This window comes from Streptomyces sp. NPDC001828 (genome assembly GCF_042892175.1).
Classification (GTDB): domain Bacteria; phylum Actinomycetota; class Actinomycetes; order Streptomycetales; family Streptomycetaceae; genus Streptomyces.
The window spans coordinates 50,767-71,075 of record NZ_JBIATV010000016.1 but is presented as its reverse complement, the minus strand read 5'-3'; the positions used below and the strand labels follow the sequence as shown (position 1 = coordinate 71,075).

The 20,309-nt window shown below is 70.7% G+C and carries 20 protein-coding genes; 10 read left to right on the top strand and 10 right to left on the bottom strand.

The window, feature by feature from the left end; translation table 11 throughout:
- Positions 1-60: 60 nt before the first annotated feature.
- From hpt to folE, 3 genes are all read left to right on the top strand, one after another.
- Complete coding sequence (gene hpt, locus ACFYZA_RS34425) at positions 61-600, top strand: hypoxanthine phosphoribosyltransferase (protein ID WP_053731222.1); 540 nt, start codon at positions 61-63, stop codon at positions 598-600.
- Between the two features lie 202 nt (positions 601-802).
- Positions 803-2,830, top strand: coding sequence for an ATP-dependent zinc metalloprotease FtsH (gene ftsH / locus ACFYZA_RS34420; protein ID WP_382595769.1), 2,028 nt, complete (start codon positions 803-805; stop codon positions 2,828-2,830).
- A 116-nt stretch (positions 2,831-2,946) separates the two neighbouring features.
- Positions 2,947-3,552 carry a GTP cyclohydrolase I FolE gene (folE, locus tag ACFYZA_RS34415; RefSeq protein ID WP_382595766.1) on the top strand — a complete coding sequence of 202 codons (606 nt, stop codon included), beginning with the start codon at positions 2,947-2,949 and terminating at the stop codon, positions 3,550-3,552.
- Between the two features lie 135 nt (positions 3,553-3,687).
- Here folE and ACFYZA_RS34410 read toward each other — a convergent pair whose 3' ends face one another.
- From ACFYZA_RS34410 to ACFYZA_RS34385, 6 genes are all read right to left on the bottom strand, one after another.
- Positions 3,688-4,167, bottom strand: a complete 480-nt coding sequence (locus tag ACFYZA_RS34410; RefSeq protein WP_382595762.1) for a DUF3180 domain-containing protein — start codon at positions 4,165-4,167, stop codon at positions 3,688-3,690.
- Between the two features lie 50 nt (positions 4,168-4,217).
- Positions 4,218-4,832: a 2-amino-4-hydroxy-6-hydroxymethyldihydropteridine diphosphokinase gene (gene folK, locus ACFYZA_RS34405; protein ID WP_382595759.1), complete on the bottom strand. Its 615-nt coding sequence runs from the start codon at positions 4,830-4,832 to the stop codon at positions 4,218-4,220.
- Complete coding sequence (folB, locus tag ACFYZA_RS34400) at positions 4,829-5,188, bottom strand: dihydroneopterin aldolase (protein ID WP_053731208.1); 360 nt, start codon at positions 5,186-5,188, stop codon at positions 4,829-4,831. The genes folK and folB overlap by 4 nt, the downstream gene beginning before the upstream one ends.
- A gap of 219 nt (positions 5,189-5,407) precedes the next feature.
- Positions 5,408-5,869, bottom strand: a complete 462-nt coding sequence (locus tag ACFYZA_RS34395; protein ID WP_382595756.1) for a nuclear transport factor 2 family protein — start codon at positions 5,867-5,869, stop codon at positions 5,408-5,410.
- Complete coding sequence (folP, locus tag ACFYZA_RS34390; RefSeq protein WP_388494494.1) at positions 5,866-6,726, bottom strand: dihydropteroate synthase; 861 nt, start codon at positions 6,724-6,726, stop codon at positions 5,866-5,868. Before folP ends, ACFYZA_RS34395 begins: the two co-directional genes overlap by 4 nt.
- 16 nt (positions 6,727-6,742) lie before the next feature.
- Positions 6,743-7,201, bottom strand: coding sequence for a MarR family winged helix-turn-helix transcriptional regulator (locus ACFYZA_RS34385; protein ID WP_382595750.1), 459 nt, complete (start codon positions 7,199-7,201; stop codon positions 6,743-6,745).
- Between the two features lie 131 nt (positions 7,202-7,332).
- On the opposite strand from ACFYZA_RS34385, the gene ACFYZA_RS34380 reads away from it, so the two are divergent.
- Positions 7,333-8,805, top strand: a complete 1,473-nt coding sequence (locus ACFYZA_RS34380; protein ID WP_388494493.1) for an MFS transporter — start codon at positions 7,333-7,335, stop codon at positions 8,803-8,805.
- Between the two features lie 180 nt (positions 8,806-8,985).
- Here ACFYZA_RS34380 and ACFYZA_RS34375 read toward each other — a convergent pair whose 3' ends face one another.
- Complete coding sequence (locus ACFYZA_RS34375; protein ID WP_382595744.1) at positions 8,986-10,830, bottom strand: phosphatidylglycerol lysyltransferase domain-containing protein; 1,845 nt, start codon at positions 10,828-10,830, stop codon at positions 8,986-8,988.
- Positions 10,831-10,980: 150 nt separating this feature from the next.
- Here ACFYZA_RS34375 and ACFYZA_RS34370 point away from each other — a divergent pair, with 150 nt between their 5' ends.
- Positions 10,981-12,093, top strand: coding sequence for an alpha/beta hydrolase (locus ACFYZA_RS34370; RefSeq protein ID WP_382595741.1), 1,113 nt, complete (start codon positions 10,981-10,983; stop codon positions 12,091-12,093).
- Here the strand turns inward: ACFYZA_RS34370 and ACFYZA_RS34365 are convergent.
- Positions 12,080-13,234: an ABC transporter ATP-binding protein gene (locus ACFYZA_RS34365; RefSeq protein WP_382595738.1), complete on the bottom strand. Its 1,155-nt coding sequence runs from the start codon at positions 13,232-13,234 to the stop codon at positions 12,080-12,082. The genes ACFYZA_RS34370 and ACFYZA_RS34365 overlap by 14 nt on opposite strands.
- 148 nt (positions 13,235-13,382) lie before the next feature.
- Here ACFYZA_RS34365 and ACFYZA_RS34360 point away from each other — a divergent pair, with 148 nt between their 5' ends.
- The 5 genes from ACFYZA_RS34360 to ACFYZA_RS34340 all read left to right on the top strand — a co-directional run bounded on the left by ACFYZA_RS34360 (position 13,383) and on the right by ACFYZA_RS34340 (position 18,084).
- The gene (locus tag ACFYZA_RS34360; RefSeq protein ID WP_382595735.1) at positions 13,383-14,063 is read left to right on the top strand and encodes an ABC transporter permease; all 681 of its coding nucleotides are present in this window, start codon (positions 13,383-13,385) and stop codon (positions 14,061-14,063) included.
- Positions 14,064-14,066: 3 nt separating this feature from the next.
- Positions 14,067-14,735: an ABC transporter permease gene (locus tag ACFYZA_RS34355; protein WP_388494492.1), complete on the top strand. Its 669-nt coding sequence runs from the start codon at positions 14,067-14,069 to the stop codon at positions 14,733-14,735.
- A gap of 126 nt (positions 14,736-14,861) precedes the next feature.
- Positions 14,862-15,851: an ABC transporter substrate-binding protein gene (locus tag ACFYZA_RS34350; protein WP_388494491.1), complete on the top strand. Its 990-nt coding sequence runs from the start codon at positions 14,862-14,864 to the stop codon at positions 15,849-15,851.
- A gap of 86 nt (positions 15,852-15,937) precedes the next feature.
- Positions 15,938-16,990 (top strand): hypothetical protein, encoded by a 1,053-nt coding sequence (locus ACFYZA_RS34345; RefSeq protein ID WP_388494490.1) that lies wholly within the window; start codon positions 15,938-15,940, stop codon positions 16,988-16,990.
- A 251-nt stretch (positions 16,991-17,241) separates the two neighbouring features.
- On the top strand, positions 17,242-18,084 hold the full coding sequence (locus ACFYZA_RS34340; RefSeq protein WP_382595723.1) for a helix-turn-helix domain-containing protein: 843 nt from the start codon (positions 17,242-17,244) through the stop codon (positions 18,082-18,084).
- Between the two features lie 7 nt (positions 18,085-18,091).
- On the opposite strand, the gene ACFYZA_RS34335 is transcribed toward ACFYZA_RS34340, so the two are convergent.
- Positions 18,092-19,234, bottom strand: coding sequence for an NADH-quinone oxidoreductase subunit D (locus ACFYZA_RS34335; RefSeq protein WP_382595720.1), 1,143 nt, complete (start codon positions 19,232-19,234; stop codon positions 18,092-18,094).
- Between the two features lie 83 nt (positions 19,235-19,317).
- Positions 19,318-20,286, bottom strand: coding sequence for an SAM-dependent methyltransferase (locus tag ACFYZA_RS34330; RefSeq protein ID WP_388494569.1), 969 nt, complete (start codon positions 20,284-20,286; stop codon positions 19,318-19,320).
- Between the last annotated feature and the right edge of the window lie 23 nt (positions 20,287-20,309).

Below are 20,309 nucleotides of genomic sequence, written 5' to 3'. Positions count from 1 at the left end.
CGGCTCCCGCACGGACCAACCGAACCCCCCAAGAAAGCGGCCCGGGTGAACGAGAAGGACATGGGCACCGACCTCCAGTCGGTGCTCATCACCAAGGAAGAGATCGACGCGAAGCTGGCGGAGCTGGCCGGGAAGATCGACGCGGAGTACGCGGGCAAGGACCTGCTCATCGTCGGCGTTCTCAAGGGCGCCGTCATGGTCATGGCGGATCTGGCCCGCGCGCTGTCCACCCCGGTCACCATGGACTGGATGGCCGTCTCCTCGTACGGTGCGGGCACCCAGTCCTCCGGCGTCGTGCGGATCCTCAAGGACCTGGACACCGACATCAAGGGCAAGCACGTCCTGATCGTCGAGGACATCATCGACTCGGGCCTGACCCTGTCGTGGCTTCTTTCCAACCTCGGATCGCGCGAGCCCGCCTCCCTCGAGGTCTGCACGCTGCTCCGTAAGCCGGATGCCGCAAAGGTCGCGATCGACGTGAAGTGGATCGGTTTCGACATTCCGAATGAATTCGTCGTGGGCTACGGCCTCGACTACGCCGAGAAGTACCGCAATCTCCCCTTTGTCGGCACGCTCGCGCCGCACGTCTACGGCGGCTGACGCAACCCGGGCCGTTCGGGGAACCACAGGCCGCCTCCCGCCGTTGGAGCAGGGGAAGGTCCCTTTGTCAGCCGTACCGTGCGACCACGGGTGACAATGCTGGGGTACCGTCCGAAGAACAGTCTTTACACACAGTCTTAGTCACACTCACAGCAGCATTTACCTACGGGCAGGAGGGACGGGGCGTTCTCGCTCCGTATGGATGGACGTGAAGCGATACTTCCGTGGGCCGGTCATGTGGATCGTGCTGGCCGTCCTCGCCGTGGTCGTGTTGATGCAGGTCGTCGGCTCGTCGGGCGGCTACAAGACGGTCGACACATCCGATGTCGTTCAGGCGATCAACAACAAGCAGGTCGAACAGGCCAAGATCACCACTGGTGACAGTCAGGTCATCAAGATCGACCTGAAGGACGGCCAGAAGGTCAAGGGCAGCAGCAAGGTTCAGGCCAACTACATCGGTGACGCCCAGGCGACCGACATGGCCAACCAGCTGCAGACCGGAGTGAAGGGCGGTGACATCCCGAAGGGATACACCGTCTCGCCCGACAAGCAGAACCCGTTCCTCGGGATCCTGCTGTCGCTGCTCCCCTTCGTCCTCATCGTCGTGGTCTTCCTGTTCCTGATGAACCAGATGCAGGGCGGCGGCTCCCGAGTCATGAACTTCGGGAAGTCCAAGGCCAAGCTCATCACCAAGGACACCCCGAAGACGACCTTCGCCGATGTGGCGGGGTCCGACGAGGCCGTCGAGGAACTGCACGAGATCAAGGAGTTCCTCCAGGAGCCGGCGAAGTTCCAGGCCGTCGGCGCCAAGATCCCCAAGGGTGTGCTGCTGTACGGCCCGCCCGGTACGGGCAAGACGCTGCTCGCCCGCGCCGTCGCGGGTGAGGCCGGCGTTCCCTTCTACTCGATCTCCGGTTCCGACTTCGTCGAGATGTTCGTCGGTGTCGGCGCCTCGCGCGTGCGTGACCTCTTCGAGCAGGCCAAGGCGAACGCCCCGGCGATCGTCTTCGTCGACGAGATCGACGCCGTCGGCCGACACCGCGGTGCGGGCCTCGGCGGCGGTCACGACGAGCGCGAGCAGACGCTCAACCAGCTGCTCGTCGAGATGGACGGCTTCGACGTGAAGGGCGGCGTCATCCTGATCGCCGCCACCAACCGGCCCGACATCCTCGACCCGGCGCTGCTGCGCCCCGGCCGCTTCGACCGCCAGATCGCGGTCGACCGTCCGGACATGCAGGGCCGTCTGGAGATCCTCAAGGTCCACCAGAAGGGCAAGCCGGTCGCCCCGGACGTCGACCTCTCGGCCGTCGCCCGCCGCACCCCCGGCTTCACCGGCGCCGACCTGGCGAACGTGCTGAACGAAGCGGCGCTCCTGACGGCGCGCAGCGACAAGAAGCTGATCGACAACCACGCCCTCGACGAGGCGATCGACCGCGTCGTGGCGGGTCCGCAGAAGCGGACGCGGATCATGTCCGAGAAGGAAAAGAAGATCACCGCGTACCACGAGGGCGGTCACGCCCTGGTCGCCGCGGCTTCTCCCAACTCGGACCCGGTCCACAAGATCACCATCCTGTCGCGCGGCCGGGCCCTGGGTTACACCATGGTCCTGCCGGACGAGGACAAGTACTCGACCACGCGCAACGAAATGCTCGACCAGCTGGCGTACATGCTGGGCGGGCGCGCGGCCGAGGAGCTCGTCTTCCACGACCCGACGACGGGCGCGGCCAACGACATCGAGAAGGCCACGTCCACCGCTCGCGCGATGGTCACGCAGTACGGCATGACCGAGCGTCTTGGCGCGATCAAGTTCGGCGGTGACAACACCGAGCCGTTCCTGGGCCGCGAGATGGGGCACCAGCGCGACTACTCGGAAGAGGTCGCGGCGCTCGTCGACGAAGAGGTCAAGAAGCTCATCGAGACGGCGCACAACGAGGCCTGGGAGATCCTGGTCGAGAACCGCGACATCCTCGACAACCTGGTCCTCCAGCTCCTCGAGAAGGAGACGCTGGGCAAGGAGCAGATCGCCGAGGTCTTCTCCGGCATCGTCAAGCGCCCGGCCCGCCCGGCCTGGACCGGCTCCTCGCGGCGTACGCCGTCGACGAGGCCGCCGGTGCTCTCGCCCAAGGAGCTGGCGCTCACCAACGGCGCCACCACCAGCACCAACGGCTCCACGCCCCTGGAGACGCCCACGGAGGCCATCCCGGCCCCCGAGGACCGTCCCGAGAGCTGAGCACCGGGGCCGCACCGGCCCCGGAATGCATGCCGCGCCCCCCAGGTTCTAGCCTGTGGGGGCGCGGGTGTTTTCCGGCCACGCGCATGGATTGCCAGTCGAGGAACGAGGCACAGATGACCGACCCGGTGACGCTGGACGGCGAGGCCAAGATCGGCGAGTTCGACGAGAAGCGGGCCGAGAACGCGGTGCGCGAGCTCCTCATAGCCGTCGGCGAGGACCCGGACCGCGAGGGCCTCCAGGAGACGCCGGCGCGGGTGGCCCGGGCCTACCGGGAGATCCTGGCGGGTCTGCGGCAGACGCCCGAGGAGGTCCTGACGACGACGTTCGACCTGGGCCACGACGAGATGGTCCTGGTGAAGGACATCGAGATCGTCTCCCTCTGTGAGCACCATCTGCTGCCGTTCCACGGGGTGGCCCACGTCGGCTACATCCCCGCCGAGTCCGGCAAGATCACCGGCCTGTCCAAGCTGGCCCGCCTGGTGGACGTGTTCGCCCGCAGGCCCCAGGTGCAGGAACGCCTCACGACCCAGGTGGCGGACTCGCTGATGCGCATCCTCGACGCGCGCGGCGCCATCGTGGTGATCGAGGCCGAGCACATGTGCATGTCGGTACGCGGCATACGCAAGCCCGGTGCGAAGACGACGACGTCGGCGGTCCGCGGCCAGCTCCGCCACCCGGCGACGCGCAGCGAGGCGATGAGCCTGATCCTGGCCCGCTGAGCCCGAGCGCGGCCCGCTGGACTCCGTACCGCCGAACTCCCGGCGGGATGGGGCCCCTTGACGGCGAACGGCCCCGCTCCTCTGCTTCGGCAGGGGGGCGGGGCCGTTCGGCGTCGCGGCGGGGGTGACGGCGCCTCAGGTGACCGGGGCCGTGTTGTCGTCCTCGTCGTCGGGCAGCTTGCAGACGCGCTCCAGGAACAGCGCGGCGGCCACCACCGCGATGCCGGCGAGCACCGAGAAGCCGGCGTAGATCGCCTGGTCGCGGCGGGCCGGGACGTCGAGGTAGCTGAGCAGGTAGACGCCCGTGCCGCCGTACATCCCGCAGACCAGGGCCGCGACCAGGGCGCTGGCCTGGCCGAAGACCACCGCGCGGGCCGCCATCAGGGGCTCCACGCCCTTGGCGCCCGGGCGGCGCTCGCGCTGGGCCCGCAGCCGGGCGCGGATGGAAAGGCCGGTCGCGAGCAGGACGACCGCGATCACTCCGAGCACGATGGGCGCCGCGAGCGGCACGCTGGGCAGGGTGGAGACCGAGTCCCACAGCCGGGCGCCCGCCCAGGAGAGCACTCCGGCGATGGCGAAAAGACCGGCCAGCACGCCCAGGCGCAGTTGCTTCACGGAGTAGGGCCCTTCGCGTCTCGAGTGATCGACCTTAAGAAGCGTAACGACTACTCGGGCAGGCGGAGTTCCAGATCGGCGCGCGGCTGTACGCCGGTGCGGCCCACGCCGCTCAGCAGGTCCGCGATCGCGCCGTGGCCGGGCAGCTGGGCCTCGGGGTCCACGTCGAGCCACGGGGCGAGCACGAAGGCGCGCTCGTGGGCGCGGGGGTGGGGCAGGGTGAGGACCGGGTCGTCGGAGACGACGTCGGCGTAGGCGACGATGTCGACGTCGATGGTGCGCGGGCCCCAGCGCTCGTCGCGGACGCGGTCGAAGGCCTCTTCGATGGCGTGGCCGCGCTCCAGGAGCGAGGCCGGGGGCAGGGTGGTCTTCACGACGACGACCGCGTTGAAGTACGAGGGCTGGGAGCCGGGGTCGACGCCCCAGGGCTCGGTCTCGTACACCGGCGAGACGGCTTTGACGCGCAGGCCCGGGGTGTCCTCCAGGGCGTCGATGGCGCCCTGGAGCGTCTCCAGGCGGTTGCCCAGGTTCGACCCGAGGGCGATGATCGCGCGGCGCGGGTTGGAGAGCGTCACGTCCGCCGCGTCGACCTGCTCGACCACGGAGGCGGGCACCGGCTGTACGGTCGGGTCGCTCTGCGCGGCCCCCTGCGAGAACACGCTCATACTCGGCTCCGGGTGATGGTGATGGTCACGTCGTCGAACGGGACGGTGATCGGCGCGTCGGGCTTGTGGACGACCACCTCCACCTCCTGGACCCCTTCGTGCTTGAGGCACTGCTGGGCGATCCGCTCGGCGAGCGTCTCGATCAGGTCGACGGGCTCGCCCTGGACGACGTCCACGACCTCCTCGGCCACCACGCCGTAGTGCACGGTCTTCGCCAGGTCGTCGTCGGCCGCCGCGAGGCGGGTGTCGAGGCCGAGCACCAGGTCCACGATGAAGGTCTGGCCCTCTTCGCGTTCCCGGGGGAAGACGCCATGGTGCCCACGGGCCTTGAGGCCGCGCAGCGCGACACGATCCACGCGAATCACTCCTGCTGTCGTTGGTCAGACGGGCATGCGGCCGCGTGCGGGCGGCATGGTGCCCACAATCGAATCTACCTGCGGGCACTGACACTGCTCGCCCACGGGGGCTATGGACAGATCAGGACAGGCCTGGTAGCCGCCCCTACCCGATGACTCCGGCTTCAACCCTCCGAGACTCCGGCTTCAGCCTTCCGAAGTCCCCAATCGTGCCCGGATTCAGTCCTCTTCCGACTCTTCGTCGCCCGATTCGGCCAGTACCGGCGAGCCGTGGTGGGACCAGAGGCGCCAGCCCTCGGATGTGCGGCGGAACACATTGGTGGCGACCACGAGCTGGCCGACGAGCGGGCCCAGCTCGCCGCTCTCCTCGGCGGGGCCGCCGCTGAGGATGTTCTCGGTGCAGGTGACGAGCGCGGTGTCGCCGAGGATGACGACCTTCACATCGGTCAGGAAGAACTGGATGTACTCCGTGTTCGCCATGATCAGGGCGTACGAGCGCAGCACCTCGCCGCGTCCCGAGAGCACCGGCCAGCCCGGGTGGACGCAGGAGATCCCGGTGTCGCCGGCCTCGGTGGCGTCCAGCCAGAGGGCGGACAGCTCGTCGAAGTCGCCCCGCTCCAGGGTCTCGTAGAACGCGGTGTTGGCGCGCTCGACCGCCTCGCTCTCGGTGCGCGCGCTCACCGGGCTCCCTCTACGGCGTGCGCCACGCGGACGGCGTCGGCGGTGGCCCGCACCTCGTGGACGCGGACCGCCCAGGCGCCCTCGTGGGCGGCGATGGCGGAGACGGCGGCGGTGGCCGCGTCGCGCTCGCGGGCGGGCGGCGGGGCGCCCTCGTGGCCGGCCAGGACGCGGCCGAGGAAGCGCTTGCGGGAGGCGGCGACCAGGACCGGGCGGCCGAGCGCGCGCAGCTCGGCGAGGTGGGCGACGAGCGCGAGATCGTGGTCGGCCTGCTTGGCGAAGCCGAGGCCCGGGTCGATGACGAGCCGCTCGGGGGCGATGCCGCCCTCGATGACGGCCTCCGTGCGGGCGCGGAGCTCGGCGACGACCTCGGCGACCACGTCGGCGTAGACGGCGCGGTTGTTCATGTCCTGGCTGAAGCCGCGCCAGTGCATGACCACGAAGGGGGCGCCGGTGGCGGCGACGGCGGGGATCATCGCGGGGTCGGCGAGACCGCCGCTGACGTCGTTGACCAGGACCGCGCCCGCCGCGATCGCCTGCTCGGCGACGCGGGCGCGCATGGTGTCGACGGAGACGGTGACGCCCTCGGCGGCCAGGCCCCGTACGACGGGGATGACGCGGCGCAGCTCCTCGTCCTCGTCCACACGGGAGGCGCCGGGGCGGGTGGACTCGCCGCCGACGTCGACGAGGTCGGCGCCCTCGGTGACGAGGTCGAGGCCGTGCTTGACGGCGGTGGAGGTGTCGAACCACCTGCCGCCGTCGGAGAAGGAGTCGGGCGTCACGTTGACCACGCCCATGACCGCGCAGCGGTCCCATTCGGGCAGGCCTTCGACGGACCCCCGCGCGTTCCACGTACTCATACGTCAAGCCTAGGCGTCAGCCGGGCGTTCCAGGACCACGCTCGGGGGTGGCGAAAAGGCGCTGGAGGAGATCGTGCAGGGCGACGCGGTCGGCGTCGGGGAGCCCGTCGAGGGCGGTGTGGGTGGCGAGCATGCCGGTGCGGACGGTCTCCACGGTGCGCATGCCGTCGTCCGTCAGGACGACGTTCTTGACGCGGCGGTCGGTGGGGCTGGGCTCACGGCGCACCAGGGCGCGGGCTTCGAGGCGGTCGATGATCCCGGTCACGTTGGACGCGTCGCAGTGCAGCGTGGTGGCGAGCGAGCGCATGGAGGCGGGGCCCCGGCGCAGCACGGTCAGGGTCTTGGCCTGGCTGGAGGTGAGGCCCTCGTCGGCGGCGGCCGAGGTGAAGTCGCCGTAGAAGCCGGCCAGGGAGTCCCAGATGGCGTCCATGAGCGCGGCGTTGCTGACGGCGGTCGGGCGGCTGGTTCCAGGCATGCCGTCCACTGTACCCGTGGTTCGAGCGAAACTTGACTACCTCAACCTTTGATGTTTACCTTCATTAAGTTGCTTGAGGTAATCAAGCTTCCATGTGCTCAAGTACCTACTCCTGCCGTACGGAAGAAAAAGTGACCACTAACCAACGCCCCAGCGGCGGTACCGGGCTCGTCCTGGTCCTCGGCCTTGCCGCCATGGTCGTCTCGATGATGCAGACCCTGGTCGTGCCGATCCTCGGGATCATCCAGAACGACCTCGGCACCACCACCTCGGGCGTCAGCTGGGTCACCACCGCGACCCTGCTCTCGGCGGCCGTCTTCACCCCGCTGCTCGGCCGCTTCGGCGACATGCACGGCAAGAAGCCGACGCTGATCGGGGTGCTCGTGGTCATGGTCGTGGGCTCCGTGCTCGCCGCCACCACCAGCTCGCTCGTCCTGCTGATCATCGGCCGGGTGCTCCAGGGCGCGGCCACCGCGATCTTCCCGCTGGCGCTGTCCGTGCTGCGCGAGGAGATACCGGCGCAGAAGCTGCACGGCGCGATGGCGCTGGTCAGCGGCACCCTCGCGTTCGGCAGCGGCCTCGCGCTCGTCGGCGCCGGGCTGCTCACGCAGGGCTCGCACCCCGACTACCACCGGGTCCTCTGGCTCGCCGTGATCCTCGCGGTCCTCGCCCTCGTCGCGGTCATCGCCGTCGTGCCGGCCTCCCGCAACAAGACGGGCGGACGCACCGACTGGCTCGGCGCGGCCACCCTGGCCGCCTTCCTCGTCCTGCTTCTGCTGCCCATCTCGCAGGGCCACGAGTGGGGCTGGTCCTCCGCCCGTACGGTCGGCCTCTTCGTCGGCGCGGTCGTGATGGCCGGGGTGTGGGTCCTGGTCGAGCGCAAGGTCGCGGCGCCCATGGTCGACATGCGGATGTTCGCGCACCGGCCGGTGCTCTTCACCAACCTGGCCGGGCTGCTCCTCGGCTTCGCGATGTTCTCCCAGTTCATCGGCGTCTCGTACCTGGTGCAGATGCCGGACCGCCTCACCGGCTACGGGTTCTCCGCCTCGGTGCTGCGGGCCTCCGTCGAGTACCTGCTGCCGACCACGCTCGTCTCGCTGGTCGCCGCGCCGCTGGGCGGGCAGCTCGTCGGGCGGATAGGAGCGCGCTTCACGCTCGCGGCGGGCGCGGCCTTCGGTGTGCTCGGCTTCGCCTGGCTGACCGGGGCGCACGACTCGACGGCGTCCGTGATCCTCGCGGGCATGCTGATCGGAGCGGCCATCAGCTTCGGGTACGCGGCGATGCCGGCGCTCATCGTGGCGAGCGTCCCGCACCACCAGACGGGCATCGCGAACGGGATCAACTCCATCTCGCGGTCGGTCGGCTCCGCGATCGCCAGTGCGGTGATCACGTCGCTGCTCGCCTCGAAGGTGCTCTCCGGCCTGCCGGCCGGGGTGCCTCCGCTGCCGGCGGAGAGCCAGTTCACGCTCAGCTTCGCGCTGGCCGGGGTCGCGTTCGTGCTCGTGGTGGGCGTGGCCCTGGTGGGCCTCTCCTCCGACGGCCTCCGCGCCCGCCGGGTCACGGCGTCCTCGGAAGCCCCGGACCCGGAGCTGCAGAACGCCTGACGCCTGGGCGGGGCCGCGGCGGGCTGAGACGCCCGGTGCGGCCCCGCACCGGTCCTGCCAGGAGCGCCCCGAGCTTTCCGCAGCGCTCCCGGCGGGCTCCCCGCGAGGGGGTAAACGCGGAACCCCGGCCCAGGCCCCCGCAGGGGGACCCGGAACCGGGGTTCGAGGGGGTGGTGGCGGCTACGCCGCCGTCGCGCCCTGCTTGCCCGGAGGGACGTGCGCGCAGGCGCCGCGGTCCCGTCGGACCGCCCGGGTGAGGCGGGCCAGGGGGGCGGGGAGACCCAGGTTCACGAAGCCCTCCGCCTGCATCACGGCGAAGCCGATGCGAGGGAGGTCCGCGTGGGCCCGGTAGACCATGAAGCGCGGCTCCCACCGAGGCTGGAACTTCGCGTTGAACTTGTACAGCGACTCGATCTGGAACCAGCGGGAGAGGAAGACCAGCAGCCCCCGCCACAGCCGCAGCACCGGCCCCGCGCCGATCTTCTCGCCCCGCGCGAGCGCCGAGCGGAACATCGCGAAGTTCAGCGATACCTGGCGTACGCCGATCTTCTCGCAGGCCTGGAGGGAGGCCACGATCAGCAGCTCGTTCATGCCGGGGTCGGCCGCGCGGTCGCGGCGCATCATCTCCAGCGACATTCCGTCCTTGCCCCAGGGGACGAAGTGAAGGATGGCCTTCAGGTCGCCGTAGGGGGAGGGGACGGCGCCCTCGTCGTCGGCCTTGTGGGCCGTGGCGATCACGCAGTCCCCGTCGTTCGGGTCGCCGATGCGGCCGAGCGCCATCGAGAAGCCGCGCTCGGTGTCCGTGCCGCGCCAGTCCTCGGCGGCCCGGCGGACGCGCTCGAGCTCACCGTCGGAGAGGTCACGAACGCGCCGTACGCGGGTTTCGTAGCCATTGCGCTCGATGCGCTTGACCATCTGGCGTACGTTCCGCATGGCGCGTCCGGCGAGGGAGAAATCCGCGACGTCCACCACCGCCTCGTCACCCAGCTCCAGCGCGTCGAGCCCGGTCTCGCGGGTCCAGACCTCGCCGCCGGTCTCCGAGCAGCCGACGACCGCCGGGGTCCAGGAGTGCGCCTTGGCCTCGTCCATGAAGCGCTCGATGGCGCCGGGCCAGGCCTCGACGTCGCCGATCGGGTCGCCCGAGGCGAGCATCACGCCGGAGACCACGCGGTAGGTGACGGCCGCCTTGCCGCTGGGCGAGAAGACGACGGCCTTGTCGCGGCGGAGGGCGAAGTGGCCGAGCGAGTCGCGGGCGCCGTGCTTGGCGAGCAGTTCGCGCAGCTTGTGCTCGTCGTCCTGGGTGAGCCGGGCCGCCGGGTGCTCGGGGCGGAACGCCAGGTAGATCGTGGTGATCGCGGTGAGCAGGCCGAGCGCGCCGAGCGAGTAGCCGACCGTCCAGCTGGTCTTGCCCTGGTACTCGACCGGCCCCTCGACGCCGAACAGGCCGAACATCACGTGCTGGATGCGGTCCACGATGCTCGGGTTGCCGACCGTGCGGTTGGGGTGGACGCTCACGATCACCAGGCCGAGGCCCAGCGATCCCGCTCCCATCAGGAAGAAGTTGGCGACGGCCTTCCAGCGGCTGCGCGGGTCGGGCAGAGCCGTGAACTCGCTCCGGTGGCGGACGAGCAGGGTGAGAAGTACCAATGAGATCAGCACCCCGACGACGGAGTGCCGGTACCAGAACTGGGCCACCGCCCCGATCGGCAGCAGCACCACGGCGGCCCGCCAGGCTCGTCGCTTGCGGCGCTTCAGGCCGTGCGCGAGGAGCAGCAGCAGGATGCCGGCACACAGTGCCACGGCCGCCGCGAAGGGGCCGAAGGTGCCCGGCAGCACCTCGCTGACGGTGTGGAACCGACTGTGCCGGACGCGATCGAAGACTCCGGCCGCGACGTCCAGGAGGCCCACGATCGTGCAGGCCGTACCGACCAGCTTGGGAACCGACTCGGGGCGCGGCCCGCGGAGGACCTTTCGTACACGAGTCGGAACCGATCCGTTTTTGTCCCCATCTATCCTGACAGACATCGCTTCCCGTGACTCCGCGAGAGATTCAGTTGGCCGGGGGACGGCGTCCGCACCGTCCAGCCGGACAATTTGCGTCCTCTAGGACGGGACTTGTGGGGGGCGGGTTCCCTCGGTCTCAGGAAAATCTCAGTCAGAAAGTTTCATCGACTCATGGGTCTCACGAGCAACAAGGTCCTGGCACTCGCCGTGTTCCTGGCGGTGGTGCTGTTCGCGGTCACCATCTGGTTGTGGCCGCGCCTGGCGCGTCGCAGCTGGAAGGCCGTGACGGGCCGGATCGGGCTGCTGCTCGCGACCCAGCTGGCGATCTTCGCCTCGGTCGGTCTGGCCGCCAACAACTCGTTCCTGTTCTACGGGTCCTGGGCGGACCTGTTCGGGCAGGAGCAGGACATGGGCAAGGTCGTCGACCACTCGGCCGGCGGCCGGAACATCCAGGTCGTCGCCAAGCAGAAGCCCGACACCCCCGGCGCGGGCAAGCCGCAGCTGGGCGGCGAGATACAGAAGATCGTCCTGGCCGGCGAGCAGTCGAAGATCACCAGCCCGGCCTATGTGTACCTGCCCCCCGAGTACTTCCAGAAGGCGTACGAGAACAAGACGTTCCCCGCCTCGGTCGTCCTGACCGGATACCCCGGCACGGCCGAGAACCTGCTCAAGGGCCTCAGGTACCCGAAGACGGCCTGGGCCCAGGCCAAGCAGAAGAAGATGCAGCCGATGATCCTGATCATGATGCGCCCGACGGTGGCGGGCCAGCGGGACACCGAGTGCGTGAACATACCGGGCGGCCCGCAGACCGAGACGTTCTTCGCGAAGGACGTGCCGGACGCGATCTCGGCGAACTACCGGGTCGGCAAGAAGCCGCAGAACTGGGGCTTCATCGGCAACTCGACCGGCGGCTACTGCGCCCTGAAGATCGGCATGCAGCATCCCGAGCGGTTCGCGGCGAGCGCGGGCCTCTCGGCGTACTACGAGGCGGCCGACGACCCGACGACCGGTGACCTCTTCCACGGCAACAAGCACGAGAAGAACCGCGCCAACCTGCTGTGGAGCCTGGACCACCTGCCGGCCGGCAAGTCGTCCTTCCTGGTCACCAGCTCCCTTTCGGGCGAGGAGAACTACAAGCCGACCCAGGCCTTCATCAAGAAGGTGAAGGCGCCGGGCCGCGTCTCCTCGATCACGCTGGACAGCGGCGGCCACAACTTCAACACCTGGCGCCGCGAGATCCCGCCGACCCTGGAGTGGATCAGCGGGCGGCTCAGCGCGAGCTGACCGACTCCACCGACTCGACCCGCACCTCGGTGCGGGGCACCGCCTGCGCGTCCGCGTCGATGGAGCGGCGCAGCGCCTCGTGCAGGCGGGCCGGGGTGAGCACACCGAGGAAGCGGCCCCGCTCCTCGCGGTCGATGACGGCGATCCAGCCCGCGTCGTGCTGGAGCATCGTGGCGAAGGCCTGCTTGAGCGATGCGCCGACCGGCAGCCAGGCCTCCATGCGCCGGGCGTGCTCGCGGACGGTGCCCTTGCCGAGCCGGGCCTGCTCGCCGGAGATCCAGCCGTGCAGGTTGTCCTCGCCGTCCAGGACGACCGCCCAGCGCGCGATGTCGGCCGGCAGCGGGTCGTCGAGGTGGACCACGGGCGGCTGGTCGAGGTCGCTCTCCTCGATCGGGGTCACCGAAAGGCGCTTGAGGCCGCGGTCGGCGCCCACGAAGTCCGCGACGTAGTCGGTGGCGGGGGCGCCGAGCACGGCGGCGGGGGCGTCGAACTGCTCGATGGCGCCCTGCCCGTAGACCGCGATGCGGTCGCCGAGGCGGACCGCCTCCTCGATGTCGTGGGTGACGAACAGGACCGTCTTGCGCACCTGCGACTGGAGCCTCAGGAACTCGTTCTGGAGCCGCTCGCGCACCACCGGGTCGACCGCGCCGAACGGCTCGTCCATCAGAAGCACGGGCGGGTCGGCCGCCAGCGCCCTTGCCACGCCCACCCGTTGGCGCTGGCCGCCGGAGAGCTGCTCCGGGTAGCGCGAGCCGTACGTCTTCGGGTCGAGCCCGACCAGGTCGAGCAGCTCGGCCGCGCGCTCCCGGGCGACGGACTTCTTCACGCCGAGCAGATGCGGGACGGTCGCGGTGTTCTCCAGGACCGTCTTGTGCGGGAAGAGCCCGACCTGCTGGATCACGTAGCCGATGCGGCGCCGCAGTTGAACGGGGTCGACGGTCGATATGTCCTCGCCGTCCAGGAATATCCGTCCGCTGGTCGGCTCGATGAGCCGGTTGACCATTTTCATCGTGGTGGTCTTGCCGCACCCCGACGGGCCGACCAGGGTGACCAGTTCACCCTCGGCCACCTCGAAGGACAGGTCGTCCACGGCGGTGGTGCCGTCGGCGTACCGCTTGGTGACGTGCTCGAACCGGATCATGGTTCCCCATTGTGAAGGCTGGCGGGCGCGCTTGTGTGAAGCCCATGTTGCTGTACTGCAAAGGCGCAGGTCGATTGTCAGTGGTCGGGGATAGGGTTTTGGCACGTACGTTCGGGGCACCGACGAGGTGTCAGGGGGAGGTGGGGGAGTGGCGGGGAACTGCCTGGCGGCGAACGACTGGATCTGCTGGGAATACGTCAGCTCCCGGAGCCAGGAGCTCACCGACGCGACGGTCCAGCACATCTGGATCACCGCGGTCTCGGTGCTGATAGGCCTGCTCATCGCCTTCCCGCTCGCGCTGCTCGCGCGCGGGCGCAAGGGCGTCGCGGCCACCGTCCTCGGCTTCACGACCGTGCTCTACACCGTGCCCTCGCTCGCGATGTTCGCGCTGCTGCTCCCGGTGCTCGGCCTCTCGGCCGGCCTGGTGATCACGGGCCTGGTCCTCTACTCCCTGACGATCCTGGTGCGCAACATCCTGGCCGGGCTCGAATCGGTGCCCGCCGACGCGCTGGAGGCGGCCCGCGGCATGGGGTACGGCCGCGTGCGGCTCCTGTTCGAGGTCGAGCTGCCGCTCGCGCTGCCGGCCCTGATGGCCGGGCTCAGGATCGCCACGGTGGCCACGGTCGCGCTGACCACGATCGGCTCGCTCGTCGACCACGGCGGCCTGGGCAACCTGATCGAGCAGGGCCTGCCCACCTTCTTCAAGGCGCAGATCCTCACCGCGTCCGTCCTGTGCGTGGTGCTCGCGATCGCCGCCGATCTGCTGCTCCTCGGCGTCCAGTGGCTGCTCACGCCGTGGACCCGCATCCGTACGGCGAAGGCGGTCTGAGCGATGGGGGTTTTCCCGCAGGCCTGGACATGGCTGACCACCGGTGCCAACTGGTCGGGGGACGACGGCGCCTGGCACCGCCTCGGCGAGCACGTGTACGTGAGCGCGCTGGCGCTCGTGGTCTCCTGCCTGGTGGCCCTGCCGCTCGCGCTGTGGCTCGGCCACATCGGCAAGGGCGGCGCGCTCGCGGTCAACATCTCCAACGTCGGCCGCGCGATCCCCGTCTTCGCGGTGCTCGCCCTGTTCATGGTGACCCCGCTGCGCAACGCGGGCTATCTGCCCACCGTGATCGCCCTGGTGCTCTTCGCGGTCCCGCCGCTGCTGACCAACGCCTATGTCGGGATGCGCGAGGTGGACCCGGCGGCGGTGGAGGCGGCCCGCGGCATGGGCATGTCGGGCCGCCAGCTCTTCCTCCAGGTGGAACTGCCGCTCGCCTACCCGCTGATCATGACCGGCCTGCGCTCGGCGGCGGTGCAGATCATCGCCACGGCGACGATCGCCGCGATGGCGGGTCTGGGCGGGCTCGGACGCATAGTCACGGAGGGGTTCGCGGTGTACAACACCCCCCAGGTGGTGGCGGGTGCCCTGCTCGTGGCGGCGCTCGCCCTGCTCGTGGAGGGCGCTCTGGTGACGGTCGACCGCCTCTTCAGCCCGCTGCGCAAGCGTCAGTGAGCCCGTGTCCGGCCCGTATCCGACCCTCCGCTTCCAGCCGCCCCGCCTCGGCGGCCCCGGCTGCCCCCACACCGTGACCCCGCAACTCCCTTGATTTCGTGACATCTCCTGGACGGTGAAACCCTCATGAGCAAGATCCTGCGCACGACCGGTGCGGTGCTCGGCACGCTGGCCCTGGCCGGCACGCTCGCCGCGTGCGGCGGCGACAGCCTGGAAAAGAGCAAGGACAAGAGCAGTTCGAGCGCTTCGGGCGGCTCCAGCAGTACGGGCGGCGGGAAGAAGGGCTCGCTGGTGATCGGCGCGGCCGGCTTCACCGAGTCCGCGGTGCTCGCGGAGCTGTACTCGCAGGTCCTGGCCGACGCCGGGTACTCGACCTCGGTCACCACCGTGAAGAACCGCGAACTGTACGAACCCGCCCTGGAGAAGGGCGAGATCGACGTCGTACCGGAATACGCGGCCACCCTCACCGAATTCCTCAATGCCAAGGTGAACGGCGCCAACGCGAAGCCCCTCGCCTCCAGCGATGTGACGGCCACCGTGGCCGAACTGTCCAAGCTCGCGGGCCCGCGCGGACTGAAGGTTCTGCCGGCCGGCGAGGCGGTGGACCAGAACGCGTTCGCGGTGACCAAGGAATTCGCCACCAAGAACAACCTCAAGACCCTTTCCGACCTGGGCACTTCGAAGGCCAAGGTGAAGATCGCCGCCGGTGACGAGTGCAAGGTCCGGCCATTCTGCGAGCCGGGTCTCACCTCCAAGTACGGCATCGACGTCACCGGCATCGACCCCAAGGGCGTCGGCACCCCGCAGGCGAAGCAGGCCGTCAAGGACGGGGTGGACCAGCTGGTGCTGACCACCACCACCGACGCGACGCTGGACACCTACGGCCTCGTCCTGCTCGAGGACGACAAGAAGCTGCAGAACGCGGACAACGTCCTGCCGGTCGTCAATGCGAAGGAAGCGGGCGGCCAGGAGATAGCCGATGCGCTCGGCAAGCTGACCAAGGCGCTCACGACCACCGATCTCGTGGATCTCAACCGCAAGGTCGACGCCGAGCGCGCGAAGCCGGCCGATGTCGCCAAGGCGTATCTCCAGTCCAAGGGACTGATCAAGAAGTAGCGGAATTTGGCGATCGGAGTAACTACAGGGGAACAGATTGACGGGTGGGGGTCCATGTGAGGGCTACACACGGTAAATTTCAGGCCATGCCACGTGGACGCCACCGTCATTCCCCTCCGCTGCACCGGCTCCTTCAGCCGTCGGCCGTCGCCGGCGTCTCCGTTCTGTGCGCCGGTGGCGCCTGGCTCTTCGACCAGCCAACGGCGCTGCGGGCGCTGGCCGCGGCCGCCGCGGCGGCCTGCGTCACCGGCTCGGTGCTCATGCGCGCCTGGGACCGGGCGGCGGGCCGCCGGGTCGCGGAGCTGACCCGCTCGCGCGCCGCCGACCAGTGGCGGACCGAGGAGCGGATCGCCGAGCTGGAGACGGAGTTGGAGGAGTCGCGCGAGCTGCGCGGCCGCCTCGACGCCAAGCTGCGCACCAAGCGCATGGAGCTGGCCGGGCTGCGCGGCGAGCACGCGGCCCTGCTGCGGCGCTACGCCAACGCCGAGACCGAGCGGGCCAGTGCCCTGGAGGGCCGGCGTCAGCTCGCGCTTGAGTCCGGCGGCCCCAAGGCGCTCACGGCGTCCGGCAGTACGCCGACGCCGGCCTCCTATCTCGCGGCCGCCCGCGCCCTGGAGTCCCTCTCGCTCAGTGCCGAACGCCAGGCGAAGGCGCGCGCCGAGGCCGAGGCGTCGCGCACGCGCGCGGCCCGGGAGGCGGAGGAGCCGCAGGGGAAGCCCGCGGCGGCCCTCGGCAGCGGGGAGCACACCCGCCCGTCGGCCGCCCTCACCGCCAAGCCCCGCCAGGCCGAACTGCCCGCGGCCCCCGCGCCGGTGGCCTCCGCCGTGGTCCCCTACCTCGCGCGCCGCGCGGTGCGTCCCGAGGGCAGCTTCGACTTCTTCGGCACGGGCGGCGCGGAGCCGGCCGAGCCCGGGGAGGACCACGGGGCGAACCACGGGGCGAACCACGAGACGGACCACAAGGCGGCCGCGATCGAGGCCGTCCAGGACGAGGACCTCGCGGACGTGGTGGGCGAGGAGGTCCTCGCGAACCGGGTGCAGCAGGGCCCCGACAAGGTCGTCGGCGAGGTCATCGACCTGACCGCCCACGACGAGACGGAACAGCTGGACCTGGCGGAGCTGCGGACCGCGATCTCGTAGAGCGCGGAAAATGGTCTGCGGCCGGTACCGAGGCCGCTGCATCGTGGCGAGTGTCGGTACCTGCCGCAGAATCCGGACGCACGGGACAGTCGGCGTCCGGCAGGCCGCTCCCCCCGAAGCGGCCACGGGACCATTGTGATCGCGGCCCCGAGGTCTTTCCAGGGGGCACAGGTGCAGATAATGGCCGTGCGGTCCGCTTCGCGCCCCACGGCCGCCCCCACCGACCGCCCCCGCCACGGAAGGCGCTCCCCTTGCATCCCGCCGCCGCCGACCGCGCCGCCCTGCGGACACTGCTGCGCGAACGGCGTGCCGCCGTCAGTCCCACCTCGGCGGGCTTCCCGCCCCGGCGCCCCGGCCCCGGGCGGCGCGCCGCCGGGCTCAGCCAGGAGCAGCTGGACGTACTCCTGGAGCGCACGCCGGGCACGTACAACAGATTCGAGAACGGTCAACTCCCGCATCCCTCGGCCGAGTTGCTGACGGCCGTGGCCACCCTTCTGCGGTTCGACGAGCAGGAGTGGGCGTTCTTGTGGCGGCTCACCCGGCGCGAGGCGCCGCCGAACCCGCTGCACCGCGACTCCGGCCTGACCGTGCCCGTCGAGTGGCAGCGGGCCGTCGACGGCATCAGTGGTGCGATCGCGTACATCAATGACGCCGAGTGGAACCTGCTGGCGCACAACAAGGAGTTCGCCGAGCTCTTCCCGCGCGGCGAGCCCCCGGCCAACCCGATGCGCTGGATGCTCCTGGACCCCGAGGCGCGCGAGGTGGTCCTCGCCGACTGGGCGGGATCCTGGGCGCCGGTGGTGATGCCGCAGCTGCGGCACGCCGTGGAACTGCGTCCGGGGAACGCGGCGCTGGCCCGCCTGGAGGCCGACGTGCGCCGGGACCCGGTGGCCGGGCCGCTGTACGAGGCGGCGGCCGCGGCGCCCATCGCCTACCCGGACGGCTCGGAGCGGCCCCTCAACCACGCGCTGTACGGCCCGGGTCGGGTGACCACGTCCGTCGCCGAGCCGGTGACGTCGCCGGGGGCGCGGGTGATGCTGCTGCTCTACACCCGGGGCGGCTCACCGGCGGGCCGCACGTCCAACCGGGCCTGAACGGAACCTACTTGTCGATGTCACCGACGACGAAGAACAGCGACCCCAGGATCGCCACCATGTCGGCGACCAGCGTCCCCGGCAGCAGGACGGCGAGCGCCTGGATGTTGTTGTACGAGGCCGAGCGCAGCTTCAGCCGGTACGGGGTCTTCTCGCCCTTGCTGACCAGGTAGTAGCCGTTGACGCCGAGCGGGTTCTCGGTCCAGGCGTACGTGTGGCCCTCGGGCGCCTTGAGGACCTTGGGCAGCCGCTGGTTGATCGGGCCGGGCGCGAGGTCCGCCATCCTGTCGAGGCAGGCGTCGGCGAGGTCGAGCGCGTTGTGGGTCTGCTCCAGGAGGCACTCGAAGCGGGCCAGGCAGTCGCCCTCGGCGCGGGTGACGACCTTCAGGGTGTCCTGGAGCTCGCCGTACGCGAGGTACGGCTCGTCGCGGCGCAGGTCGAAGTCGACGCCGGAGGCACGGGCGATGGGGCCGCTCACGCCGTAGGCGTGCACGGCCTCGGCGGACAGCACGCCGACGTTCCTGGTGCGGGCGCGGAAGATCTCGTTGCCGAGGACGAGGCGGTCGTACACGTCCATGCGCGAGCGCACCGAGGCGATGGCGTGCCGGACCCGGCCGAGCCAGCCGAGCGGCAGGTCCTCCTTGAGGCCGCCGACCCGGTTGAACATGTAGTGCATGCGGCCGCCGGAGACCTCCTCCATCACGGCCTGGAGTTCCTCGCGCTCGCGGAAGGCGTGGAAGACGGGGGTGATGCCGCCGAGCTCCAGCGGATACGAGCCGAGGAACATGAGGTGGTTCAGGACGCGGTTGAGCTCGGCGAGCAGGGTGCGGGTCCACACGGCGCGCTCGGGGACCTCCATGCCGAGCATCCGCTCCACGGCCATGACGACGCCGAGCTCGTTGGAGAACGCGGAGAGCCAGTCGTGGCGGTTGGCCAGCATCACGATCTGGCGGTAGTCGCGGGCCTCGAAGAGCTTCTCCGCGCCGCGGTGCATGTAGCCGATGACCGGCTCGGCCTGTTGAATGCGTTCGCCGTCGAGCACGAGCTTGAGGCGTAGCACTCCGTGGGTGGAGGGGTGCTGGGGGCCGATGTTGAGCACCATGTCGGTGCTCTCCGCCCCGCCCCCGATCCCGACCGTCGTCTCCGTCATGCGGGCCAGTATCCCCCGGGGGCCCCGACCCCCCTGCCACCCGGGCCCCGGCGGGGACGACGGGCGCGCAGATCCCCGTGCCCCTAAGGCGCTGGGGGTCGGGGCTGGAGGAGCCAGAGGAAGTCGCCGAGGGCGCCCCGGGCGGTGAGCTCGGCCGCCGCCCCCGCCGCCGCCAGCGCGCGTACGTACGCCGCCGGGTCCGAGGACGCCAGGGCCAAGGGGGGCCGGGCCCCGCAGACGCCGAGGCGGGACAGGGCCTCGCGCTGGGGGAGCAGCTCCGCGCCCGGCAGCGCGCACGCGTCGAGGGCGACATGCGCGGTGATGTCGCAGGAGCCGTCCGGCACCGGCACCACCTCGCGCCCGCCCCGGAATCCGGCCAGCGTTCCGAAGGGCGGCCGGGCCCCCCGCTCGTGCGCGTAGTCCACGGCCACCGCCAGCCCCGCCGAGAGCGAGGCGACCGCGGCCGCCCACGCCTCGTCGCGCGGCCACCCGATCTCGGCCCGAGTGCCCGGCTCGCTCAGCGGCCACCAGCGCGCGAGCCATCCCGCGTCCGCGCCCGCCACCGGCGCGCCCAGGGTCTCGGTGCCGTCGGGCCCGACGAGGACGAGCCGGGGGACCCCCGCCGCGTCGGCCTCGGCGACCTCCACCGGCACGTTGTCGAGCCACTCGTTCGCGAAGAGCAGCCCCCGGATCCCCCGCGGCACCGAATCCCGCCAGACGATCCGCTCGTCGAGCCCGGCGGGACGGGCCGCGCGCTCGACGGCGTACGGCCGGACCGGGAAGTCCGGGGGCAGCGCGGCGAGCACCCCGGTGAGCAGCTCCCCGCGCCCGGCGCCGACGTCCACGAGGTCGAAGGGCCCGGGGCCGAGCCCGGCCGCGACCTCTGTCAGGAGGCGGGCGACCGCCCCCGCGAAGAGCGGCGAGGCATGTACCGACGTGCGGAAATGGCCGGCGGGCCCCTCGGGCCGCAGATAGAACCCGCCGTCCCCGTACAGCGCGCGCTCGGTGGCCGCCCGCCACCCGACGGGCGCGCCCCGCTCGGCCGGATCCACCGGTTCCGGCCCGTTCTCGTCGC

Excerpts from the sequence above, each read along its gene's own strand:
- ftsH (WP_382595769.1), top strand. The coding sequence starts at position 803 with ATGGACGTGAAGCGATACTTCCGTGGGCCGGTCATGTGGATCGTGCTG.
- ACFYZA_RS34385 (WP_382595750.1), bottom strand. The coding sequence starts at position 7,201 with ATGCCTGGAACCAGCCGCCCGACCGCCGTCAGCAACGCCGCGCTCATG.
- ACFYZA_RS34345 (WP_388494490.1), top strand. The coding sequence starts at position 15,938 with ATGCCACGTGGACGCCACCGTCATTCCCCTCCGCTGCACCGGCTCCTT.
- hpt (WP_053731222.1), top strand. The coding sequence starts at position 61 with ATGGGCACCGACCTCCAGTCGGTGCTCATCACCAAGGAAGAGATCGAC.
- ACFYZA_RS34355 (WP_388494492.1), top strand. The coding sequence starts at position 14,067 with ATGGGGGTTTTCCCGCAGGCCTGGACATGGCTGACCACCGGTGCCAAC.
- ACFYZA_RS34335 (WP_382595720.1), bottom strand. The coding sequence starts at position 19,234 with ATGACGGAGACGACGGTCGGGATCGGGGGCGGGGCGGAGAGCACCGAC.
- folK (WP_382595759.1), bottom strand. The coding sequence starts at position 4,832 with ATGAGCGTGTTCTCGCAGGGGGCCGCGCAGAGCGACCCGACCGTACAG.
- ACFYZA_RS34365 (WP_382595738.1), bottom strand. The coding sequence starts at position 13,234 with ATGATCCGGTTCGAGCACGTCACCAAGCGGTACGCCGACGGCACCACC.
- folE (WP_382595766.1), top strand. The coding sequence starts at position 2,947 with ATGACCGACCCGGTGACGCTGGACGGCGAGGCCAAGATCGGCGAGTTC.
- folP (WP_388494494.1), bottom strand. The coding sequence starts at position 6,726 with ATGAGTACGTGGAACGCGCGGGGGTCCGTCGAAGGCCTGCCCGAATGG.
- ACFYZA_RS34375 (WP_382595744.1), bottom strand. The coding sequence starts at position 10,830 with ATGTCTGTCAGGATAGATGGGGACAAAAACGGATCGGTTCCGACTCGT.
- ACFYZA_RS34370 (WP_382595741.1), top strand. The coding sequence starts at position 10,981 with ATGGGTCTCACGAGCAACAAGGTCCTGGCACTCGCCGTGTTCCTGGCG.
- ACFYZA_RS34350 (WP_388494491.1), top strand. The coding sequence starts at position 14,862 with ATGAGCAAGATCCTGCGCACGACCGGTGCGGTGCTCGGCACGCTGGCC.